Origin of the sequence: Bacillus sp. B1-WWTP-T-0.5-Post-4 (assembly GCF_009183795.1) — a bacterium.
Lineage (GTDB): Bacteria > Bacillota > Bacilli > Bacillales > Bacillaceae_G > Bacillus_A > Bacillus_A cereus.
In genome coordinates, this window is record NZ_WEIJ01000002.1 from 752,078 (window position 1) to 770,601 (window position 18,524).

Consider the following 18,524-nt stretch of genomic DNA (forward strand, 5'->3'; position numbering starts at 1 on the left):
CACCAAAATCAATCCATTTGCTTATAGAAATACTTTTTCTACAGCAGTTACTAATTCTTCTCCGTAATTTGCATTACCTTCAATATTTTCAACTAAATATTCTACTTCTTCTTTTAATCCTTCTAATTCCATTTCAATGTCATTCACGCGAACGAACATAACCACATCGTTATTCATCGCTTCATGCATTGCTTCCCAGCATGTGTGCGGAATACTTACATAAATGAAAGATGATTCATTTTCTAAGATATATAAAAATGATAAATTGTCTGAGTCTACAAGTACGTGATTACGCGCACTTAACTCCTTTACCTCTATTTCACTATTTTCCGCACAAAAAATAAGAGCATTCTCTCTCTTTTCTACGCTCTTAACTTGGATTTTATTTTGCATGCTCTAACTCCTCCATCTCAACTTCCTGTCTTACTTAACAGTATTATTGTATCATAACATGGACGCAAACAAATAAAACATTGAACCAAATTTATGAAAAAGCGATAATGTGTAAAGAATTATTTTTCAAAAGGAGATTATACAATGACACAAGAAATTGAAATTGAATTCAAAAATATCGTTACAAAAGAAGAATTCGATACATTATGTAAATCGTTTTCTATTGAAGCATTTACAAAACAAGTGAATCACTACTTTGAAACACCTGACTTCTCTTTAAAAGAAGCTGGCTCTGCACTTCGTATTCGTCATAAAGGAGAAACTTATACGTTAACGTTGAAACAACCTGCAGAAATCGGTTTATTAGAAACGCATCAAGTCGTAACAGAAGACGAAGCAAAAATGATGATGGAAACAAACACAATCATTCAAGGAGCAGTAGTAGATCAATTACACAAATTACAAATTCCTGTTTCTGCTTTAACATATATGGGTAGTTTAACAACAGAAAGAGCAGAAACATTATTTAAAGGCGGAACGCTTGTCTTTGATCATAGTTTCTATTACAATCACGATGATTATGAAATTGAATTTGAAGTGCAAGATGAAGAAACAGGAAAAGCTGCATTTATTCATTTATTAACGCAACATAACATACCTGTTCGCCATACAAATAACAAAGTAAAACGCTTTTTCCTTGCCAAACAAAAAAAAGCACGCTAAAGTGAAAATTCCACTAGTGAATATGTTTCACTAGTGGATACATCTCACTAAAAAAGTTTACACCCGTAGAATAAGCAAAGAATCTTTGAGAAAGCTGTTTATTTGCCCTCTCGAACATTCCATTGCTACAATAGATATACATTTCATGGAAAAAGGAGTTTATAAAGGATGAGCAAGCAAACGATGACACCATTTGAAGCAATTGGCGGTGAACAATGCATTGCAATATTAGTAGATACATTTTATTCCTATGTCAGTAAACACCCTGACTTATCTCCCATCTTCCCGGAAGATTTAACAGAAACCGCTAGGAAGCAGAAGCAATTTTTAACACAATATTTAGGTGGTCCTAATTTGTACACTGAAGAACATGGTCATCCTATGTTAAGAGCACGCCATCTTCCGTTTGAGATTACTCCAAAACGAGCAGAGGCTTGGCTATCATGTATGGAGCAAGCAATGGATGATACTGGAGTTCATGGTCATATAAGAGAGTTTGTTTTTGAACGTTTAGCATTAACCGCTCAGCATATGGTTAATACTCCAAACGAAACAGGTGAAGTGTAATGGATAAGCAGGAAGCAAAGCATATAAATATGCCATCTCCTTCCGCATGCGAGCATAAGTCTGTAGAAGCATATTTATTTATTGATCCACTTTGTAAAGATTGCTGGGAAATTGAGCCTTTTATTATTAAACTATGGCTTGAATACGGGAAATACTTCTCTATTCGTCATATCGTAACAGGAAAAGTGGATGGAACGAACGCTTCCTCACACAAATGGAATAAACCTGCTAATATTCGATTTGTGTGGGAAAAGACAACCAGTTTACAAGGTTTTTCATGTGATGGAAAGGTACATATGCAAGAAGCATCGTCAACACCATATTTAGTTTCGATGGCAATTAAGGCAGCGGAGTTGCAAGGCCGAAAAGCAGGTTCGAAGTTTTTGCGAAAACTCCAAGAATACATTTTCCTTGAAAATGTATCAAACCCTGACTGCGAACTATTACTTGCATGTGCGAAAGATAGCAATATTGATGTAGAAGAATTTAAAAAAGATCTACATTCTGCTAGTGCAAAAAAAGCTTTCCAATGTGACTTGAAATTCACGAATGAAATGCATATTACAGAAATACCTTCCCTCGTCTTTTTTCATGCGAACTCAGATGAAGAAGGTATTAAAATCGCTGGAAATTATTCCTACGATGTATACGTACAATTATTGAAAGAACTTGTAAAATGTGAAATTGAGCCAGAACCATTACCACCTTTAGAAGTGTTACTAGAAGCAACACAATTTATATCTTCAAAAGAAGTAGCATTTATTTATGATTGTCCGCAACAAGAAATTGAACGCGAACTAAAAAAATTACAACTGAAACGAAAAGTACAAATGATAGAAGTAAAATGCGAACGTTATTGGAAATGGATAGCAAAAGAAAAAGACCTGGTGTAAACACCAGGTCTTTTTCTTTACGGCTTATAAAAATATTAAAGGGGATGGGAGAAATTTTCACGTTCAAACAAAGGGGTATATGTTTGTATGTGAATTCGTTCACGCTTATTATATTACAAGATTCGACGTCAGATGACAACCCCTTTTGTCGAATTTCACACTTTTGTCACATTCTAAACGTTTTCATTTTTGAATAAGCTATAAAAAAGGTCATTTAGGGGGTTTATTTATGAAAAAATCTTATATTGCTCTTCTCTTTCTAGCTGTCATCGTTTCTTTTTTCTTGTACATCCTCTCTCTACTACAAGCTTTTCCTAAAATTATTGCCTTACCTCTTTTATTCGGAATCATCGTTATCACTCTCTCTTATTTCAATTATAAAAAACGATTCAAAGGGTTTTAATTTTAAAAATCAGTCGTAAAACTATCCTTTCAGTTAGAAAAACAAAGAAATTCACCTTTCTCTCCGACAAATATCGACATTGAATCTATTCAACAAAAAGACGAGGATACAATCCCTCGTCTTTTTTCATTACTTTTCTTCAAATAATAATGCTTCTAATTCATTTAATTTCTCTTCAAATACTTGTAGTGCCTCTTTTACTGGTTCAGGAGATGCCATATCTACTCCTGCTTTTTTCAGCACTTCAATTGGATAATCAGAGCTTCCTGCTTTTAAGAACTCGTTAATATAACGTTCTACTGCTGGTTGTCCTTCTTCTAAAATCTGTTTAGATAGAGCTGTCGCTGCACTAAATCCTGTTGCGTATTGATATACGTAATAGTTGTAGTAGAAGTGTGGAATACGAGACCATTCTAAACCAATCTCTTCGTCGATTACTAAAGCGTCACCGAAATATTTCTTATTTAAATCATAGTAAATTTCCGTTAACATGTCTGGCGTAACAGCATGTCCTTCTTGTACTTTCTTATGAATAATATGTTCAAACTCTGCAAACATCGTTTGACGGAATACAGTACCACGGAACCCTTCTAAATAATGATTTAATAAATATAGACGCTCTTTCTTATCTTCTGTCGTTTTTAATAAATAATCATTTAGAAGTGCTTCATTACAAGTAGATGCCACTTCTGCTACGAAGATGGAATAATCACCATATACGTGCGGTTGTGTTTTTCTTGTATAGTAACTATGCACCGAATGACCAAACTCATGAGCAAGTGTAAATAAATTATTTACATTATCATGCCAATTCATTAAAATATACGGATTTGTTCCATATGCACCAGATGAATATGCCCCGCTTCGTTTTCCTTTATTCTCATACACATCTACCCAGCGATTTTCATATGCCTCTTTCAAAATATCAACATATTCATCACCAAGTACGTTTAAAGATTTTAATAAAAGGTCTTGCGCTTCTTCGTATTTCACATTCATTTTCACTTCTGGTACAAGTGGTGTATATAAATCATACATATGAAGCTCATCAAGTCCTAGTGCACGCTTACGAATATCGATGTAACGGTGTAATAAATGTAAGTTGTCATTTACTGTTTCAACGAGTTGATCGTATACTGCTTCCGGAATATTATTATTGCTCAGTGCAGCTTGGCGAGCAGAATCATATTTACGAACACGCGCATTGAAATTATTACGTTTTACTGCTCCGCTTAACGTACTTGCGAATGTGTTTTTAAATTTTCCGTACGTTTCATATACAGCTTTAAATGCATCTTTGCGAACACGAGGATTATCACTTTCTAAAAACTGAATGTAACGGCCATGTGTAATTTCTATTTCTTCTCCGTCTTCCCCTTTAATAGATGGGAATTTTAAATCCGCGTTATTCAACATACCAAATGTATTGCTTGATGAACTCATTACTTCAGATGCTTCCGCTAATAAAGCTTCCTCAGCTTCTGATAATACGTGCGGGCGTTGACGTGTAATTTCTTCTAATGCATGTTCATATACACTTAAATCTCTATTTTCCTTCAAGAATGTTTGCAATGTATCTTCTGAAATCGATAAAATTTCAGGCACAATATACGCTGTGCTACTAGATACTTGTGAATATAAATTTGTTGCACGATCATTTAATGCTTGATATACAGAGTTTGTTGTATCTTGATCGTAACGCATATGAGCATATGTATATAACTTACCTAATCGCATTGATATTTCATCTTCATATTGCAATGCCTCAAGTAAATTGTCCGCAGAGTCACCAAGTTTCCCTTTAAATTCAGTTAACTTCGGTAATAGCTCTTTAATAGCTTGGAATTCTTTTTCCCATTCTGCATCCGTTTGGAAAATATCTTCTAATCGCCACGTACTTGCTTCTTCAATCTCGTTGCGATCTGGTAATGCTTTCGCTTTGTTTTGTTCAGACATTCTTTAAGCCCTCCTTTAAATATCTCTACTTAAGTACAATTCGTTTTTTTCTTATGTAATTCCTTCACAATCATTCTTTATTATATCCGCTTTTCCTCCTCTCATGTTAAAATTTGCCTCAAATAAAGATAGCGCATGTATTAAGCAAATCTCATCATGTTTCATAATTTCCTCCTCTGTTTTTAACATCACGGCATCCCTTATTTTTCGGTACGTATAAGTTCCCACTTTACGTAAAACACCTATATAGCATAAAAATGTCATATATTCAGTAACTGCCATTTTCCATATGTGCTGCGAAAAGTACGGAAGTATCCGCCTTTTCGTATACCTTTTTACATAACTACACACGTATTGAAGAGAAATACACTCTCCCACTGCAAGCTCCCCTATACACTTCATATATAGAAAAGCTTGCCATATAAATGGGTTTGTTTGAAAAGCAAATGCAGAAGGGAGTGGAACACCAATTTCAGAAGGAAAGCTCGCTGGGGTACATTTAAATTGATATAAGAGGCGTAATAATGACTTATAATTATAATTCCAAATCGGTAAGGCATTTTGGCGAAAGTTTTTCTTTCTCTTCTTCCACTCTTCACCCAATCTTTCTTTCCCGAAAGGAACAGGAGAAAAAAGCATTTCAAAAGTAGTCGCATCAGTTGGTAAATATATAGTATGTGAGAAAAAAACATTTGTAGAAAAGGGAGTGACAAATGCACATTTCATAAATGATTTTTGTTTCGGACAGAAGAAAATAAGAAGTGGCTGAGGATAAGATTGTAAGGAGAAAGCCATAAGTGAGGAAAATTTCATCCAATATGCAGATTGCTTTTTCAATTGATTTCCACCAACGATCCAAATGACCTGTATACCAGCTTGCCAATACGAATATGTTCTTTTGTACAGCTGCTCTATAGCGAGGTTTGCACATTGGTATTCAATTGCAATTTTTCTACCCGCCCTCTCTACAAAAACATCTGGTCGTTGCTTAATTTCTGGGAGGTAGTACTCTATATCCACCTGAAAGTTTTGACGTTTGAACCATCTATATAACAATTCTTTACCATGCATATGATACTTTGATTCCGCTTCATAAAAGGCAAGACATGAATCCACTTTTTTATGAGCAAAATGCCAACTTTTTTGTTTCCCTAATTTCATTTGCACTTCCTTTCCGCAAGCTACACAAAAGAATCGTTCTTGTTGACGCATACGGCGCAAAAGCTCTTCATTACAATTATAGAGTAAATGAATTTTTTCACCGTTTTCTCTTTTAGCGATAAATATCGTAATCACACCCTTTCAGCTCCTTATATTCTACAATTTGTTACAAATTCCTTTTAAAAAAGAGATGTCCCAATTTCGGACATCTCTTTTTATAATAAAGGTGATAATAATCGGTACGTTGATTCAACAATTCGTCTATGAAGACGTCTTTTATGAAAATGATCACCATGAATTTCACTTGATTCTTCTAAATCATCTTTAAAGTCTTGAACAAGTTTTCGAATGCTATCTGTATCATATAAAAAGGCATTTACTTCAAAATTCAAATGAAAACTTCTCATATCCATATTAGCTGTCCCAATTGAAGCTAAATCAGAATCAACGATGACAATTTTACTATGAAGAAAACCTTTTTCGTATTCATATATCTTTACTCCTGCATCTAAAAGCTCTGGGAAGTACGATCTCGATGCGTAAAAGACAGTACGCTTATCCGGTTTACTCGGCATTAATAAACGAACATCAATACCAGCAAGTGCAGCAACCTTTAATGCGGATAAAATATCATCATCCGGAATAAAATACGGCGTTGCAATCCAAATTGATTTCCGAGCAGAAGCGATCATTGCGAAATATAAATGCTTAATCGTTTCCCACTTATTATCGGGGCCACCTGCAACTAGCTGCACTCCTCCCCAATGATCACCCTCAACTGCTTTTGCTTGTAAATATTCAGGGGCTAGCACAGCCTCTCCAGTCATATAAAACCAGTCTTGAAGGAAAATAAGTTGTAAACTTTGAACCGCTTCACCACGTAAATACAAATGCGTGTCTCGCCAAAAGCCAAAATATTTATTTTTCCCTAAATACTCATCACCGATATTTAATCCGCCTACAAACCCTTCGTTCCCATCAATCACAACAATTTTCCTATGATTTCGATAATTAATCTTATCGTTTAAAATCGGAAAGCGCACAGGAAAGAATGGAATCATTTCTACACCTGCATCGTTTAATTCTTCAATATACGATTTCGATAACTTAAAACTTCCAACCGCATCATATAAAAAGCGAACAACAACGCCTTCTTTCGATTTTTGTATTAAAATATCTTTAATTTCTGTTCCTAATTTATCATCACGCACAATGTAATATTCCATATGAATGTGATGTTTCGCTCGTTTTAACCCATTTAAAATAGCCCGAAACGTTTCATCTCCATTTGTTAATGTCCTCGTTTCAGTTTGAAATGAAATATTTAAAGCTCCTAATCGATCCGCTAAACGAAATAACAGTTCTTGATGCTTATGATTGCGTAAAATTCGTTCTTCGTAATCTTCATGCCCTTTATATTGTAAAAACGCCTGTTCATCAAGTAACGCCTTCTTTTGGAACATTCTTTTTCTTCGAAAATTTTGTCCAAATAATAAATAAGCAAAGAAACCAAATACCGGAAAAATCCCTAAAACAATTAACCATGTAAGTGTTTTAGATGGATGTCGATTTTCTAAGAAAATAACGCAACCAATTAAAAACGCAGATACTGTAAATAAAATACTAATAATACCTAAAATCGAAACATCTTTTATCCCAATCACATCTGAATAAAATGCTACATCAATAAACATACGTAACGAAACAAATAATGCGAACAATAGCAGTATAAAGAAAATCAGCTTTAACGTATTTTTCATCTCTTACCTCCTAACTAAGAAAGCTTTCCTATTCTTCATATAAAAAGCCGATTTCATACTACAGAAATCGGCCTACGTTTTAGCAGGAAAATTATTGCGAATCGTTTCAAGCGCATGCTCTTTCACAATTTGTTTTCCATACTCACTTACACGATGAATTGTTAAAGTTGATTCTTCTCCATATTCTAAAATAATACTTAAAATACGATCAATTTCTTCTTCATCATGTAGCACTTCATCGAATTCCACATATACATAATAGCGGTCCTCAAATGAATACAGCTCATCTTTTATATCTTCAAAGATAAGACGATGACTTAATGAAATGACATCTTCAAAATCATTAAATTTAATTAAAAAGCCAAACGTACCATCTTCATTAAAGTTTGTTCCTGTTTGTTCTTCTACCTCTTCGACTAATTCTTGTTGGAATAATGATTCGATGCCTTCATCTAGAGGAATATCTATAATTTTGTCTACCCCTATCGGTAGTTCCAGCTTTTGTCCGTCCTTTGAAAGCTCTGCTTTCGTGACAAGTACTTCAATCCCTTTATCGACTGCTTGCACTTGAATCCATAACGGTCCATCAATAAAGAAATCGTCATGATCACGAGCTTCGTCCATCATCTCCCAAAAGAGCTCTTCACTTCGTTCGCGATCATACCAAATTTCTTCACGATTAAATCCTCTATCCTCTATATCAATGTACGTAATAAAAAATTTCATCGTATGATCATTAATTCTTTCAATATCCAAAATACAACTCTCCCTTCCTGCTTAGAATTGTTATGAAGGGATTCCCCACTCATATGACAAATCAATAGATCCTTGTACTCTCATTTTATGATAAGATTCTCCAGAATGGAAATAAAATCGATTTATTTTACAAAAATAGTTATATGCCTATCTTTCCTCGATAAACTACATAAATATATTATTATAGCGATTTCTTACTTACAAAAAATTTGGACATACATTTCCACATTCCCCCGTACACTGTAATAAAGTGAAACTTCTATTAGAAGAGATTATTTAACACCAACTTTCTTCATCACATACATATAGTTCGCTTATTAAAACATCATAAATGGAGGCAGACGAATGGACTTAGAGTTTTTAACATCCGTACTAATGATTGTCGGTATCGATGTTGTATTAGGTGGTGACAATGCAATCGTCATCGCACTAGCTAGCCGAAATTTACCTGAATCGAAACGAAATAAGGCTATTTTGATCGGTACTCTTTTAGCGATTGTACTAAGAATCATCCTTACTATACTAGCTGTCTATTTACTCGACATTCCATTTCTACAATTGATTGGCGGGGTTTTACTTACATTAATTGCAGTCAATTTATTAACCGATAATAGCAACGATCTTTCTTCTATTCAAGGAAAAACAACTTTATTTCAAGCTGTGCGGACAATTGTTTTCGCGGATCTTGTTATGGGGTTTGATAATGTTATTGCCATTGCAGGTGCAGCTCACGGGAGATTTTTACTCGTCATAATCGGCTTACTCATTTCTATCCCGATTATTATTTGGGGCAGCAAACTTATTTTAATACTTATGGAACGATTTCCATTCCTCATTTATTGCGGGGCAGCGATTCTTGCCTATACTGCAGGAAAAATGGTTACACATGAAGACAGACTTGCAACCTTTTTTCATAACAATCCAAGTTTCACTACAAGCATTCCTTATTTGTTCATTTTCACTATTTTATGCATCGGCTTTATCGTACAACAAGTTCGATTACGCAATGTGAAACATTAAAAAAAACCTTCTACTATATAATAGGTAGAAGGTTTTCATATTATTATAATTAATTTACAAGACGTTGTGCTTCACGTAATTGGAACGTTCTTACTGTACGTGGTAAGAAACGACGAATTTCGTCTTCGTTGTAACCAACTTGAAGGCGTTTCTCGTCAATCATAATTGGACGACGTAAAATCCCTGGATAGTCACGAATCATCTTATATAAATCTTGAAGTGGTAAAGACTCTAAGTTTACATTCAATTCTTGGAAAACTTTCGAACGAGTAGAAATAATCTCATCCGTTCCGCTTTCTGTCATACGTAAAATCTCTTTAATTTCCTCAATCGTTAATGGATCTGAGAAAATATTACGTTCTGTATAGGGAATATGATTTTCCTCTAGCCATAATTTCGCCTTTCTACAAGACGTACAGCTTGGAGAACTATATAATGTTACCATACAAAGCTCACTCTCCTTAAAGAGTACAAATTCTGTACTAAATACAGTTTTAATTTCTAACTTCAGCAATTTTTCGCGATAACTTGTCTTATTGAAAAGTACAAAAATCGCATTTCATGTAAGCAACAACTTATAATAAACAACAATTACTTTTAATAAGTAACTTCTATAATCATTATACAATAGATTTTGCAAGAAATATACAGTAAATTTCCTGCTAGTTGAGAAAACTCTTCCGTGCATTTCACTGCTATGTAACATGATTACGCTCACTTCAGCTGTACTTTAACAATAACTTTCAATCCTTTTACTACTCACTTCTCATAGATTTTTCATATAATATATAGTTATTTATCTATAATCTTCCCTATGAAAAAGAGAACGTTTTCTTACTTTTTCTTGATAAATCAATTAAGAAATGTAAGACTATACAAATGAGAATAAAAAGGAACGTTTGTTCTTATTTTAACAAATATCCTCCCTCCTGTCTACACGATTTCTAAAGTAAATTAAATATTTTTCTGACATTTCTTTCTTTTTCATTTTTTATCTCATACAATAAACATACAGACAGGCAAAGGGGGAGTTTTCAAATGATTGCTTTTTTTATTGATTTTATTACGGTTGCTGCCCTCATCATCGGAATAACAGCATTGATTGGTGTCATTACAAATAGCATCGGCGAAAAGCTCTTTGGTGGAAAAGAAAAAATGAAGTTTGTTAACAAAAGTTTGGGTGTACAATCTGGCTGGAACCAAGTTGGCGGAAAAGGCATTTATAAGAAACGAACGTATTAAAAAAAAGCAGGCGATCGCCTGCTTTTTTTCTTATTTCTCTACTGACGCCCATTTAAAGCTTAAATCGCCGCCATATTTATGGTTATACATATTTTTAATTGAATCTCTTTGTAAATATGCTCTACCACGTTGATATACTGGAACGATCGCAGCATCATCAAGTAACATTTTTTCAGCTTCTAATAAGTTCTTCCAACGAGCATTTACATCGCTTCCATCTTTTTTCGCCTTCATAATGATTTCATCGTATTTTGGATTAGAGTACTTCATCTTATTTTGTGAACCATCTGTTACAAACATATCAAGATATGTAATTGGATCTGGGAAGTCCGCACTCCATCCAGAGAATGACATGACATAATCGCCCGCATCTTCTAATTTTAGTTTTTGTGCGAATGGTTGTTGTTTAATTTTTACTGTTAAACCTGGTAAATTCTTTTCTAATTCACCTTTTAAATATTCACCAGTTTTCTTTGATAACTCTACATCTTCATTTAATAATTCTAATTCGATTTCATTTTTACCAAGTTCTTTTTTACCAGCTTCCCAATATTTCTTCGCTTCTTTCACGTTTGGTTTTACAATATCCCCGTTTACAGCACGGAAATCTTTTTTATCTGGTCCTTTAATGAAGTTATCAGGAATTAATCCTGTCGCTGGCTTAGAACCGTTATTTAATAATGTATCCACGAATGGCTTACGGTCAAAAGCAAGTGAAATTGCTTTACGAATATTTTTATTTGCTAAAGCTGGATCTTTTTGATTTAAACGAAGGAAGAATACAGATGTATCTTCTACTGTTTGGAAATCTGGTTTTCCTTTATATTTATCAATAAACTCCGCTAATAACGACGCTCGATCAATTGCATTTGTTTCATATAAGTTAATTGGCGTAGATGTATCTTTTACAATATTAAAGTTTACTTCTTCAATCTTCACTTCTTTATTGTCCCAATATGACGCGCTCTTTGTCATTTTAAAGCTACGTTCATGTTGCCAATCACTTAATGTAAATGGCCCGTTATAAAGCGTTGTATTCGCTTCCAAACCAAACTTCGTACCTTGCTCTTTCACAAACTTTTCATTCACAGGATAGAAGATTGGATATACCATTAAATCTACAAGGTATGGAATTGAATTATCTAATTCCACTTCTAATGTATAATCATCAATCGCCTTTACCCCTAATTGATCCGGACTCATCTCTTTTTTATTAATTTTCTCTGCATTTTTTATATCATACATAATGTACGCTGATTTCGCAGCTGTATCTGGGTTAATCGCTCTTTGCCATGCATATACGAAATCTTTTGCCGTCACAGGCTCACCATTTGACCATTTTGCGTCTTCACGTAATTTAAATGTATATTTTTTACCATCTTCTGATTTTTTGAATTCCTTCGCTACACCAGGAACTAGCTTATCATCTTTTCCTAAACTGTATAAGCCTTCCATCGTATTAGTCATTACTCTTGAAGAAACTGCATCAGCTGATAACGCTGGATCCATCGTTGGAATTTCTTGTGTTTCAATTAAGTTAATAACTTGCTTCGCGCCGCTTTTTCCGCTATCCCCTTTAGCGTTTGCTTGCGATTCATCTTTTTGATAGCTACATGCCCCTAACATCATGCTCATCGCTACTGTTGATGCTACAAAAACTGGTATCTTTTTTTTCATACTTCCACCCTCCAAAAAAATGTTAACCCTTTCATTTTCAAACAAAAAGAAATATATATATGTTCTAATAATTCATATTATACACACAAATATATTTTTTGTATATTTATATTTCTATTTCATTAAAATTTTTCGTTAAAAAATATACCTTTGTAAACGTTTCATATTGCTGATTATTCATACTAAAGTGTTAAAAATAATATTTTTTATACTTTTCTAAATTATCAGAGAAAAATGAATTTTATATCTCATAATACTTTATGTATAATTATCCTTTTGTTTTTATCATAAAATAGCACTCTCTTCATAATAAAAATATGTAGGCTAAAATGAGTGCAAAGGTTAAGAAAGTATGTTACGATACATTTTGCTAAAAATAGATATCGGTAAAGAGGGGACGGACATGGCAGCAATTCAGGCAAAAAACGGGCCTACTGAGAAATTAAGTTTATTCTTATTAACATGGCCTATTTTTCTAGAAGTTTTTCTTTTTATGTTAATGGGGATCGCTGATACTTTCATGTTAAGTGCATTATCAGACGATGCTGTATCTGGGGTTGGTGCAGCGAATCAATACCTCCATATCGCTATTTTGGTACTAGAAGTCATCGGGAACGGCGCAGCTATCGTCGTATCTCAATACCTCGGTTCCAAACGCTTTATGGAAGCATCTAAAATATCAGCATTAGCCGTCACATTAAATTTAATAGTTGGGCTCGTTATAAGCGCTGGTTTTCTTTTATTTTCGAAACATATGATGCTCGCAATGAACTTACAAGGCGATGTACTAACGTATGCGCAAAACTACTTATCTATCGTCGGAGGAGCCATCTTCCTACAAGCTATTATTAACTCATTAGCCGCAATTATCCGTGTACACGGTTTCACAAAGCAAGCGATGTTTATTTCACTCGGAATGAATATGATTCATATCGCTGGAAACTATGTACTCATTTTCGGGAAATTTGGTTTCCCTGAGCTCGGTGTACAAGGGGCTGCCATTTCTTCTGCTGTCAGCCGACTTATAGCGCTTATTGTTTTCTTCTGGTTACTATACCGCGTTATGGAATATCGTGTAAAATTACAATATTATTTCACCTTATCAAAAGAATATATCGGGAAAATTTTAAAAATCGGGATTCCATCTGCTTTTGAGCAAGTTATGTATCAAGCTTGTCAAATTGTCTTCTTATACTATGCAACATATTTAGGAACGGAATCGTTAGCGGCTAGACAATACGCTACGAACATTTCTATGTTCACTTATTTATTCGCTATTGCAATTGGTATGGGAACAGCCATTATTATTGGCCGCCTCGTTGGTGGTGGCGAAAAAGATGAAGCATACGAACGCTTGTGGAAAAGTGTAAAATGGGCGATTGGTGTAACTTTATGTATGGTCGCTCTCGTTATTACATTCCGTACACAATTAATGGGACTGTTTACAGATAATCCGTACATTATCGGGTTAGGCGCAAGTGTTCTTTTACTAAGTGTACTACTTGAAACGGGACGTACGATGAATATCGTCATCATTAATTCGCTTCGTGCAGCTGGTGATGCAAAATATCCTGTTTTAATCGGTGCCTTCTCTATGGTGTTAATGAGTTTACCACTAGGTTACTTTTTCGCCTTTCATTTAGATATGGGGCTCGTTGGTATTTGGCTAGCAATCGCCATCGACGAATGGACACGTGCCATTATTATGTTCTTCCGCTGGAAAAGTAGAGCATGGGAGCGTTATGCACTTGTTAAACCTGAAGAACAAGAGGAGAATGTTTCTGTTCAAGTTCAGTAATTTTGCATATGGATATCACTAATGATACATGAGATTTATATCGGCGATTCTTTAAATATATCGACTGACCGACAAATGTATACAATTCTTTTATATAGTAGAAAAAGAGCCATCCTTCCATAACAGAAGAATGGCTCTTTTTCTTATTGATAAATCTCTTTATATTTCTTGTACTCCGCTTCCGAACATAGTACGAAATGTCCTGGGCGAATTTCACGCATTGTTGGTGCTTCACTACCATAATTATGCTGTGATGGATCATATACGATACGTTTACGATTGCGCTCATAATCTGGATCTGGAAGTGGAATCGCTGATAATAGTGATTTCGTATATGGATGAATTGGATTCGCATATAATTCATCACTTGTTGTTAACTCAACGATTTGGCCACGGTACATTACACCAATACGATCACTAATGTATTTTACCATTGATAAATCATGGGCGATGAATAAGTATGTTAAACCTTTTTCTTTTTGTAACTTTTTCAGTAAGTTTACAACTTGCGCCTGAATCGATACGTCAAGTGCTGAGATCGGCTCATCGGCAATGATAAATTCTGGGTCTACAGCAAGCGCTCGAGCGATACCGATACGCTGACGTTGTCCACCTGAGAATTCGTGTGGGAAACGGTTTGCGTGCTCTTTATTTAAACCAACTGTGTTTAATAGTTCATGAACACGGTCCATGCGCTCTTTTTTACTTTTCGCTAATCCGTGAATATCAATACCTTCTGCGATAATATCCCCTACTGTCATACGAGGATTTAATGATGCGTATGGATCTTGGAAAATCATTTGCATTTTACGGTTGAATTTCTTCAGTTCTGCGCGTGATTTCTTACCATGTACGTTTTCACCATCGAACAATACTTCACCAGCAGTTGCATCATATAAACGAATAATCGTTCTTCCAGTTGTCGATTTACCACAACCTGATTCTCCTACAAGACCAAATGTTTCTCCGCGGTAAATATCAAATGAAATATCATTAACCGCTTTGACAACACCACCACTCACGTCGAAGTGCTGCTTTACATTTTTTACTTCAATTAATTTCTCACGTTGTTTAGTCATGTTGTTCACCTGCTTTCATTTGAAGAATGCGTTTTTCAACGACTGCTGGCGGTTTTACTTCTGGAGCTTGCTCGTGAAGTAACCAAGTTGCCGCATAGTGCGTATCACTTACTTTAAATAAAGGTGGGTCCATTTCAAAATCAATTTTCAGTGCCTGCGGGTTACGTGGTGCAAAAGCATCTCCCTTTGGCGGCTTCAATAAATCTGGAGGCGTTCCAGGGATTGCATATAACTCTTCTTCTGAACCATCTAAACTTGGCATAGATGCGATTAAACCCCAAGTATATGGATGTTTCGGATTGTAGAAAATTTCATCTACAGTTCCAATTTCAACAACTTTACCAGCGTACATAACTGCCACTCGGTCCGCAACGTTTGCTACTACACCTAAGTCATGCGTAATGAAAATGATTGCTGCTTCTGTTTTTTGCTGAATGTCTTTCATAAGTTCTAAAATTTGCGCCTGAATCGTAACGTCTAGCGCTGTTGTCGGCTCATCGGCAATTAATAATTTCGGGTTACAAGCTAACGCCATCGCAATAACTACACGCTGTCTCATACCACCTGAGAATTGGTGAGGATATTGTTTTAAACGAGCTTCTGGATTTGGAATACCTACAAGGTCAATTAATTCTAAAGCAACTTTACGTGCATCTGCTTTACTCATCCCTTGGTGTTTAATTAGACCTTCCATAATTTGATTTCCAATTGTCATCGTTGGGTTTAATGATGTCATTGGATCTTGGAAAATCATCGCGATATCTTTACCGCGTACTTGCTGCATTTCTTTTTCTGTTAATTTCGTTAAGTCACGACCTTCAAATACGATTTCACCATTTTTAATGCGTCCAGGAGGATTCGGAATTAATCCCATTAACGCTTTAGAAGTAACTGATTTCCCTGAACCAGATTCTCCTACAATCGCCAATGTTTCTCCTTTTTTCAAATCAAAAGTAACGCCGCGTACAGCTTGTACTTCACCTGCATGTGTATCAAAGGAGACTTGTAAATCTTTTACCTCTAACAATGTTTTCATCTTTGCCTCTCCCCTCTTTTACTTACGCATTTTTGGATCTAACGCGTCGCGTAATCCGTCTGCCATTAAGTTAAACGCTAAAATTAATATACTGATGACAACCGCAGGGATGAACATCATATGCGGATACGTTTGAATAGATTTATAACCATCATTTACAAGAGAACCTAGTGACGCAAATGGCGGCTGAATTCCTAAACCGATGAAACTTAAGAACGCTTCACCAAACACCGCTGATGGAATTGTAAACATTGTCATTACGATAATAGGTCCCATTACGTTTGGAATTAAATGTTTCACAATTAATTGTGTATTTGTTGCACCTAATGTACGAGATGCTAATACATATTCTTGGTTTTTTAACTTTAAGATTTGTCCACGAACAATACGCGACATCCCTATCCAACCTGTAATCGCCATCGCGAGTGTAATTGACCAAATACCAGATCCCATAATGATTACCATTAAAATAACGATGATTAAGTATGGAATACCGTTAATAATCTCCATAATACGTTGCATAATGTTATCTACTCTACCGCCGTAGAATGCTGAAATACCTCCGTATGCAACCCCAATTACTAAGTCAATTGCTGCTGCTAAAAGAGCGATATATAATGATACGCGTGTACCTTCCCATGTTCTTGTCCATAAGTCACGGCCAAGATCATCTGTACCAAACCAGAAGTACTCTTTAATATCACGTTTTTCATATTGGTCAACACCATATTGATCTGTACCGTCAAATGGTAACCAATGAACATTTTCAATAACTGGAATTTTTGGTGGTAATTTCGCTCGACCTAAATCTTGCTCTTTATACGAGTGTTTACTTACCATCGGTCCAAAAATCGCTAATAGTGCAATGATAACTAATAATACAAGGCCAAGCATCGCACCTTTATGTTGGAATAAACGTCTTCTTACATCTTGCCAAAACGTTAGGCTTGGACGGGCAATGACTTCATTATCAACATTATTTTGATTGGCTTGTTGAAATAAATCTGGAGATAATTTTTGTACATCTTTCATCATTTTTTCCCTCCCGCTAAACGAATACGAGGATCAATAATTCCGTATAAAATATCGACAATGAAAATAACTAAAATGAAGATTGCACTATAGAAAATCGTAGTTCCCATAATAACTGTATAGTCATTTAAAGTAATCGATTTAACGAATTGTTCCCCAAGTCCTGGTACAGCATAAATTTGCTCGATAACAAGTGTTCCTGTAATTAATGCCGCAACCATTGGTCCTAAAATTGTTACAACTGGAATTAACGCGTTACGAAGTGCATGTTTGACAATGATAACACCTTGGCTAATTCCTTTCGCTTTCGCTGTTAAAATGTAATCGGCTTGCATAACTTCAATTAATTCTGCACGAGAGAAACGTGCGATTGTTGCAATAACTCCCATCGATAATGCAATTGTAGGCATTACAGTAAACTCTGGTCCTTTCCAGAATGCTACTGGGAACCAGCCAAGTTTTACCCCTACGAAATATTGCAGTAATGCGGCGAATACGAATGATGGTACCGACATTCCGAGTACCGAAATAACTGTTGCACTATAATCTACCCACGTATTATTACGAAGTGCGGCAACAATACCTAAAATTAAACCGATAAATGTTCCTAATATAATCGCTTGTAAACCTAATTGGGCTGATGGTCCAATACGATCCACAATCATGTCTGTTACTGGGCGGTTATCATATTGGAATGATACCCCTAAATCACCTTTTGCTAGGTTACCTAAGTAACGTGCGTATTGAACTGGTACCGGATCATTCAATCCGTATTTTTCAAGAATGATTTCTTTTTGTGCCGGTGATAGCTTCTCCTGGTTTTTAAGCGGAGAACCCGGAAGTAATTTCATCAAAAAGAAAGTCATTGTAGTAATTAAAAATAATGTCAAAGCCATGTACACGAAACGTTTTAATACATAACGTCCCATATCAAGCACCTCCCCGTTTTTCTCAAAAGCAATAAGATAGTTTAAAATATTCTTACTTTTATTTTTTTAAAATAAGAGCATATGCCCATCATAGGCATA

General features: G+C 35.2%; 18 protein-coding genes. 7 read left to right on the plus strand and 11 right to left on the minus strand.

The genetic code is table 11. From position 1 onward, the window contains the following. Positions 1-21 precede the first annotated feature (21 nt). Positions 22-393, minus strand: coding sequence for a UPF0738 family protein (locus GBN91_RS09535; protein WP_001180003.1), 372 nt, complete (start codon positions 391-393; stop codon positions 22-24). Between the two features lie 144 nt (positions 394-537). Here GBN91_RS09535 and GBN91_RS09540 point away from each other — a divergent pair, with 144 nt between their 5' ends. From GBN91_RS09540 to GBN91_RS28795, 4 genes are all read left to right on the plus strand, one after another. Further along, on the plus strand, positions 538-1,116 hold the full coding sequence (locus GBN91_RS09540; RefSeq protein ID WP_000191121.1) for a CYTH domain-containing protein: 579 nt from the start codon (positions 538-540) through the stop codon (positions 1,114-1,116). A gap of 168 nt (positions 1,117-1,284) precedes the next feature. Further along, positions 1,285-1,683, plus strand: a complete 399-nt coding sequence (locus tag GBN91_RS09545) for a globin domain-containing protein (protein ID WP_152121412.1) — start codon at positions 1,285-1,287, stop codon at positions 1,681-1,683. Further along, positions 1,683-2,576: a ClpXP adapter SpxH family protein gene (locus GBN91_RS09550; protein ID WP_000360645.1), complete on the plus strand. Its 894-nt coding sequence runs from the start codon at positions 1,683-1,685 to the stop codon at positions 2,574-2,576. Before GBN91_RS09545 ends, GBN91_RS09550 begins: the two co-directional genes overlap by 1 nt. 229 nt (positions 2,577-2,805) lie before the next feature. Next, complete coding sequence (locus GBN91_RS28795; protein ID WP_000750355.1) at positions 2,806-2,979, plus strand: hypothetical protein; 174 nt, start codon at positions 2,806-2,808, stop codon at positions 2,977-2,979. Between the two features lie 129 nt (positions 2,980-3,108). Here GBN91_RS28795 and pepF read toward each other — a convergent pair whose 3' ends face one another. The 4 genes from pepF to mecA form a co-directional block, all read right to left on the minus strand. Beyond that, positions 3,109-4,935, minus strand: coding sequence for an oligoendopeptidase F (gene pepF, locus GBN91_RS09555; RefSeq protein WP_152121413.1), 1,827 nt, complete (start codon positions 4,933-4,935; stop codon positions 3,109-3,111). A 51-nt stretch (positions 4,936-4,986) separates the two neighbouring features. After that, the gene (locus GBN91_RS09560; RefSeq protein WP_000628315.1) at positions 4,987-6,231 is read right to left on the minus strand and encodes a competence protein CoiA; all 1,245 of its coding nucleotides are present in this window, start codon (positions 6,229-6,231) and stop codon (positions 4,987-4,989) included. An 80-nt stretch (positions 6,232-6,311) separates the two neighbouring features. Beyond that, positions 6,312-7,856 (minus strand): cardiolipin synthase, encoded by a 1,545-nt coding sequence (locus GBN91_RS09565; protein ID WP_000799194.1) that lies wholly within the window; start codon positions 7,854-7,856, stop codon positions 6,312-6,314. A 72-nt stretch (positions 7,857-7,928) separates the two neighbouring features. After that, positions 7,929-8,612, minus strand: coding sequence for an adaptor protein MecA (gene mecA, locus GBN91_RS09570; protein ID WP_000350713.1), 684 nt, complete (start codon positions 8,610-8,612; stop codon positions 7,929-7,931). 345 nt (positions 8,613-8,957) lie between these two features. Here mecA and GBN91_RS09575 point away from each other — a divergent pair, with 345 nt between their 5' ends. After that, the gene (locus GBN91_RS09575; RefSeq protein ID WP_000362607.1) at positions 8,958-9,632 is read left to right on the plus strand and encodes a TerC family protein; all 675 of its coding nucleotides are present in this window, start codon (positions 8,958-8,960) and stop codon (positions 9,630-9,632) included. A gap of 49 nt (positions 9,633-9,681) precedes the next feature. Here GBN91_RS09575 and spx read toward each other — a convergent pair whose 3' ends face one another. After that, a complete protein-coding gene (spx, locus tag GBN91_RS09580; protein ID WP_000258267.1) occupies positions 9,682-10,077 on the minus strand; it encodes a transcriptional regulator Spx in 396 nt (131 codons plus the stop codon). A 593-nt stretch (positions 10,078-10,670) separates the two neighbouring features. Here spx and GBN91_RS09585 point away from each other — a divergent pair. After that, entirely contained in the window at positions 10,671-10,874 is a 204-nt protein-coding gene (locus GBN91_RS09585) for a hypothetical protein (protein WP_000559972.1), read from the plus strand. A 30-nt stretch (positions 10,875-10,904) separates the two neighbouring features. Here the strand turns inward: GBN91_RS09585 and GBN91_RS09590 are convergent, their stop codons facing one another. Next, positions 10,905-12,551 (minus strand): peptide ABC transporter substrate-binding protein, encoded by a 1,647-nt coding sequence (locus GBN91_RS09590; protein ID WP_000727250.1) that lies wholly within the window; start codon positions 12,549-12,551, stop codon positions 10,905-10,907. A 352-nt stretch (positions 12,552-12,903) separates the two neighbouring features. Between GBN91_RS09590 and GBN91_RS09595 the strand changes: the two genes are divergently transcribed. Continuing rightward, positions 12,904-14,349, plus strand: coding sequence for an MATE family efflux transporter (locus GBN91_RS09595; RefSeq protein ID WP_002164600.1), 1,446 nt, complete (start codon positions 12,904-12,906; stop codon positions 14,347-14,349). Between the two features lie 143 nt (positions 14,350-14,492). Here GBN91_RS09595 and GBN91_RS09600 read toward each other — a convergent pair whose 3' ends face one another. Genes GBN91_RS09600 through opp3b form a run of 4 tightly spaced genes read right to left on the minus strand, consistent with a single transcriptional unit; the run spans position 14,493 to position 18,425 of the window. Beyond that, on the minus strand, positions 14,493-15,428 hold the full coding sequence (locus tag GBN91_RS09600; RefSeq protein ID WP_000166348.1) for an ABC transporter ATP-binding protein: 936 nt from the start codon (positions 15,426-15,428) through the stop codon (positions 14,493-14,495). Then, on the minus strand, positions 15,421-16,464 hold the full coding sequence (locus tag GBN91_RS09605) for an ABC transporter ATP-binding protein (protein ID WP_000854346.1): 1,044 nt from the start codon (positions 16,462-16,464) through the stop codon (positions 15,421-15,423). Before GBN91_RS09605 ends, GBN91_RS09600 begins: the two co-directional genes overlap by 8 nt. A gap of 18 nt (positions 16,465-16,482) precedes the next feature. Continuing rightward, positions 16,483-17,499 carry an oligopeptide ABC transporter permease gene (gene opp3C / locus GBN91_RS09610; protein ID WP_000974106.1) on the minus strand — a complete coding sequence of 339 codons (1,017 nt, stop codon included), beginning with the start codon at positions 17,497-17,499 and terminating at the stop codon, positions 16,483-16,485. Then, positions 17,496-18,425: an oligopeptide ABC transporter permease gene (opp3b, locus tag GBN91_RS09615; RefSeq protein ID WP_000534172.1), complete on the minus strand. Its 930-nt coding sequence runs from the start codon at positions 18,423-18,425 to the stop codon at positions 17,496-17,498. Before opp3b ends, opp3C begins: the two co-directional genes overlap by 4 nt. Positions 18,426-18,524 lie beyond the last annotated feature (99 nt).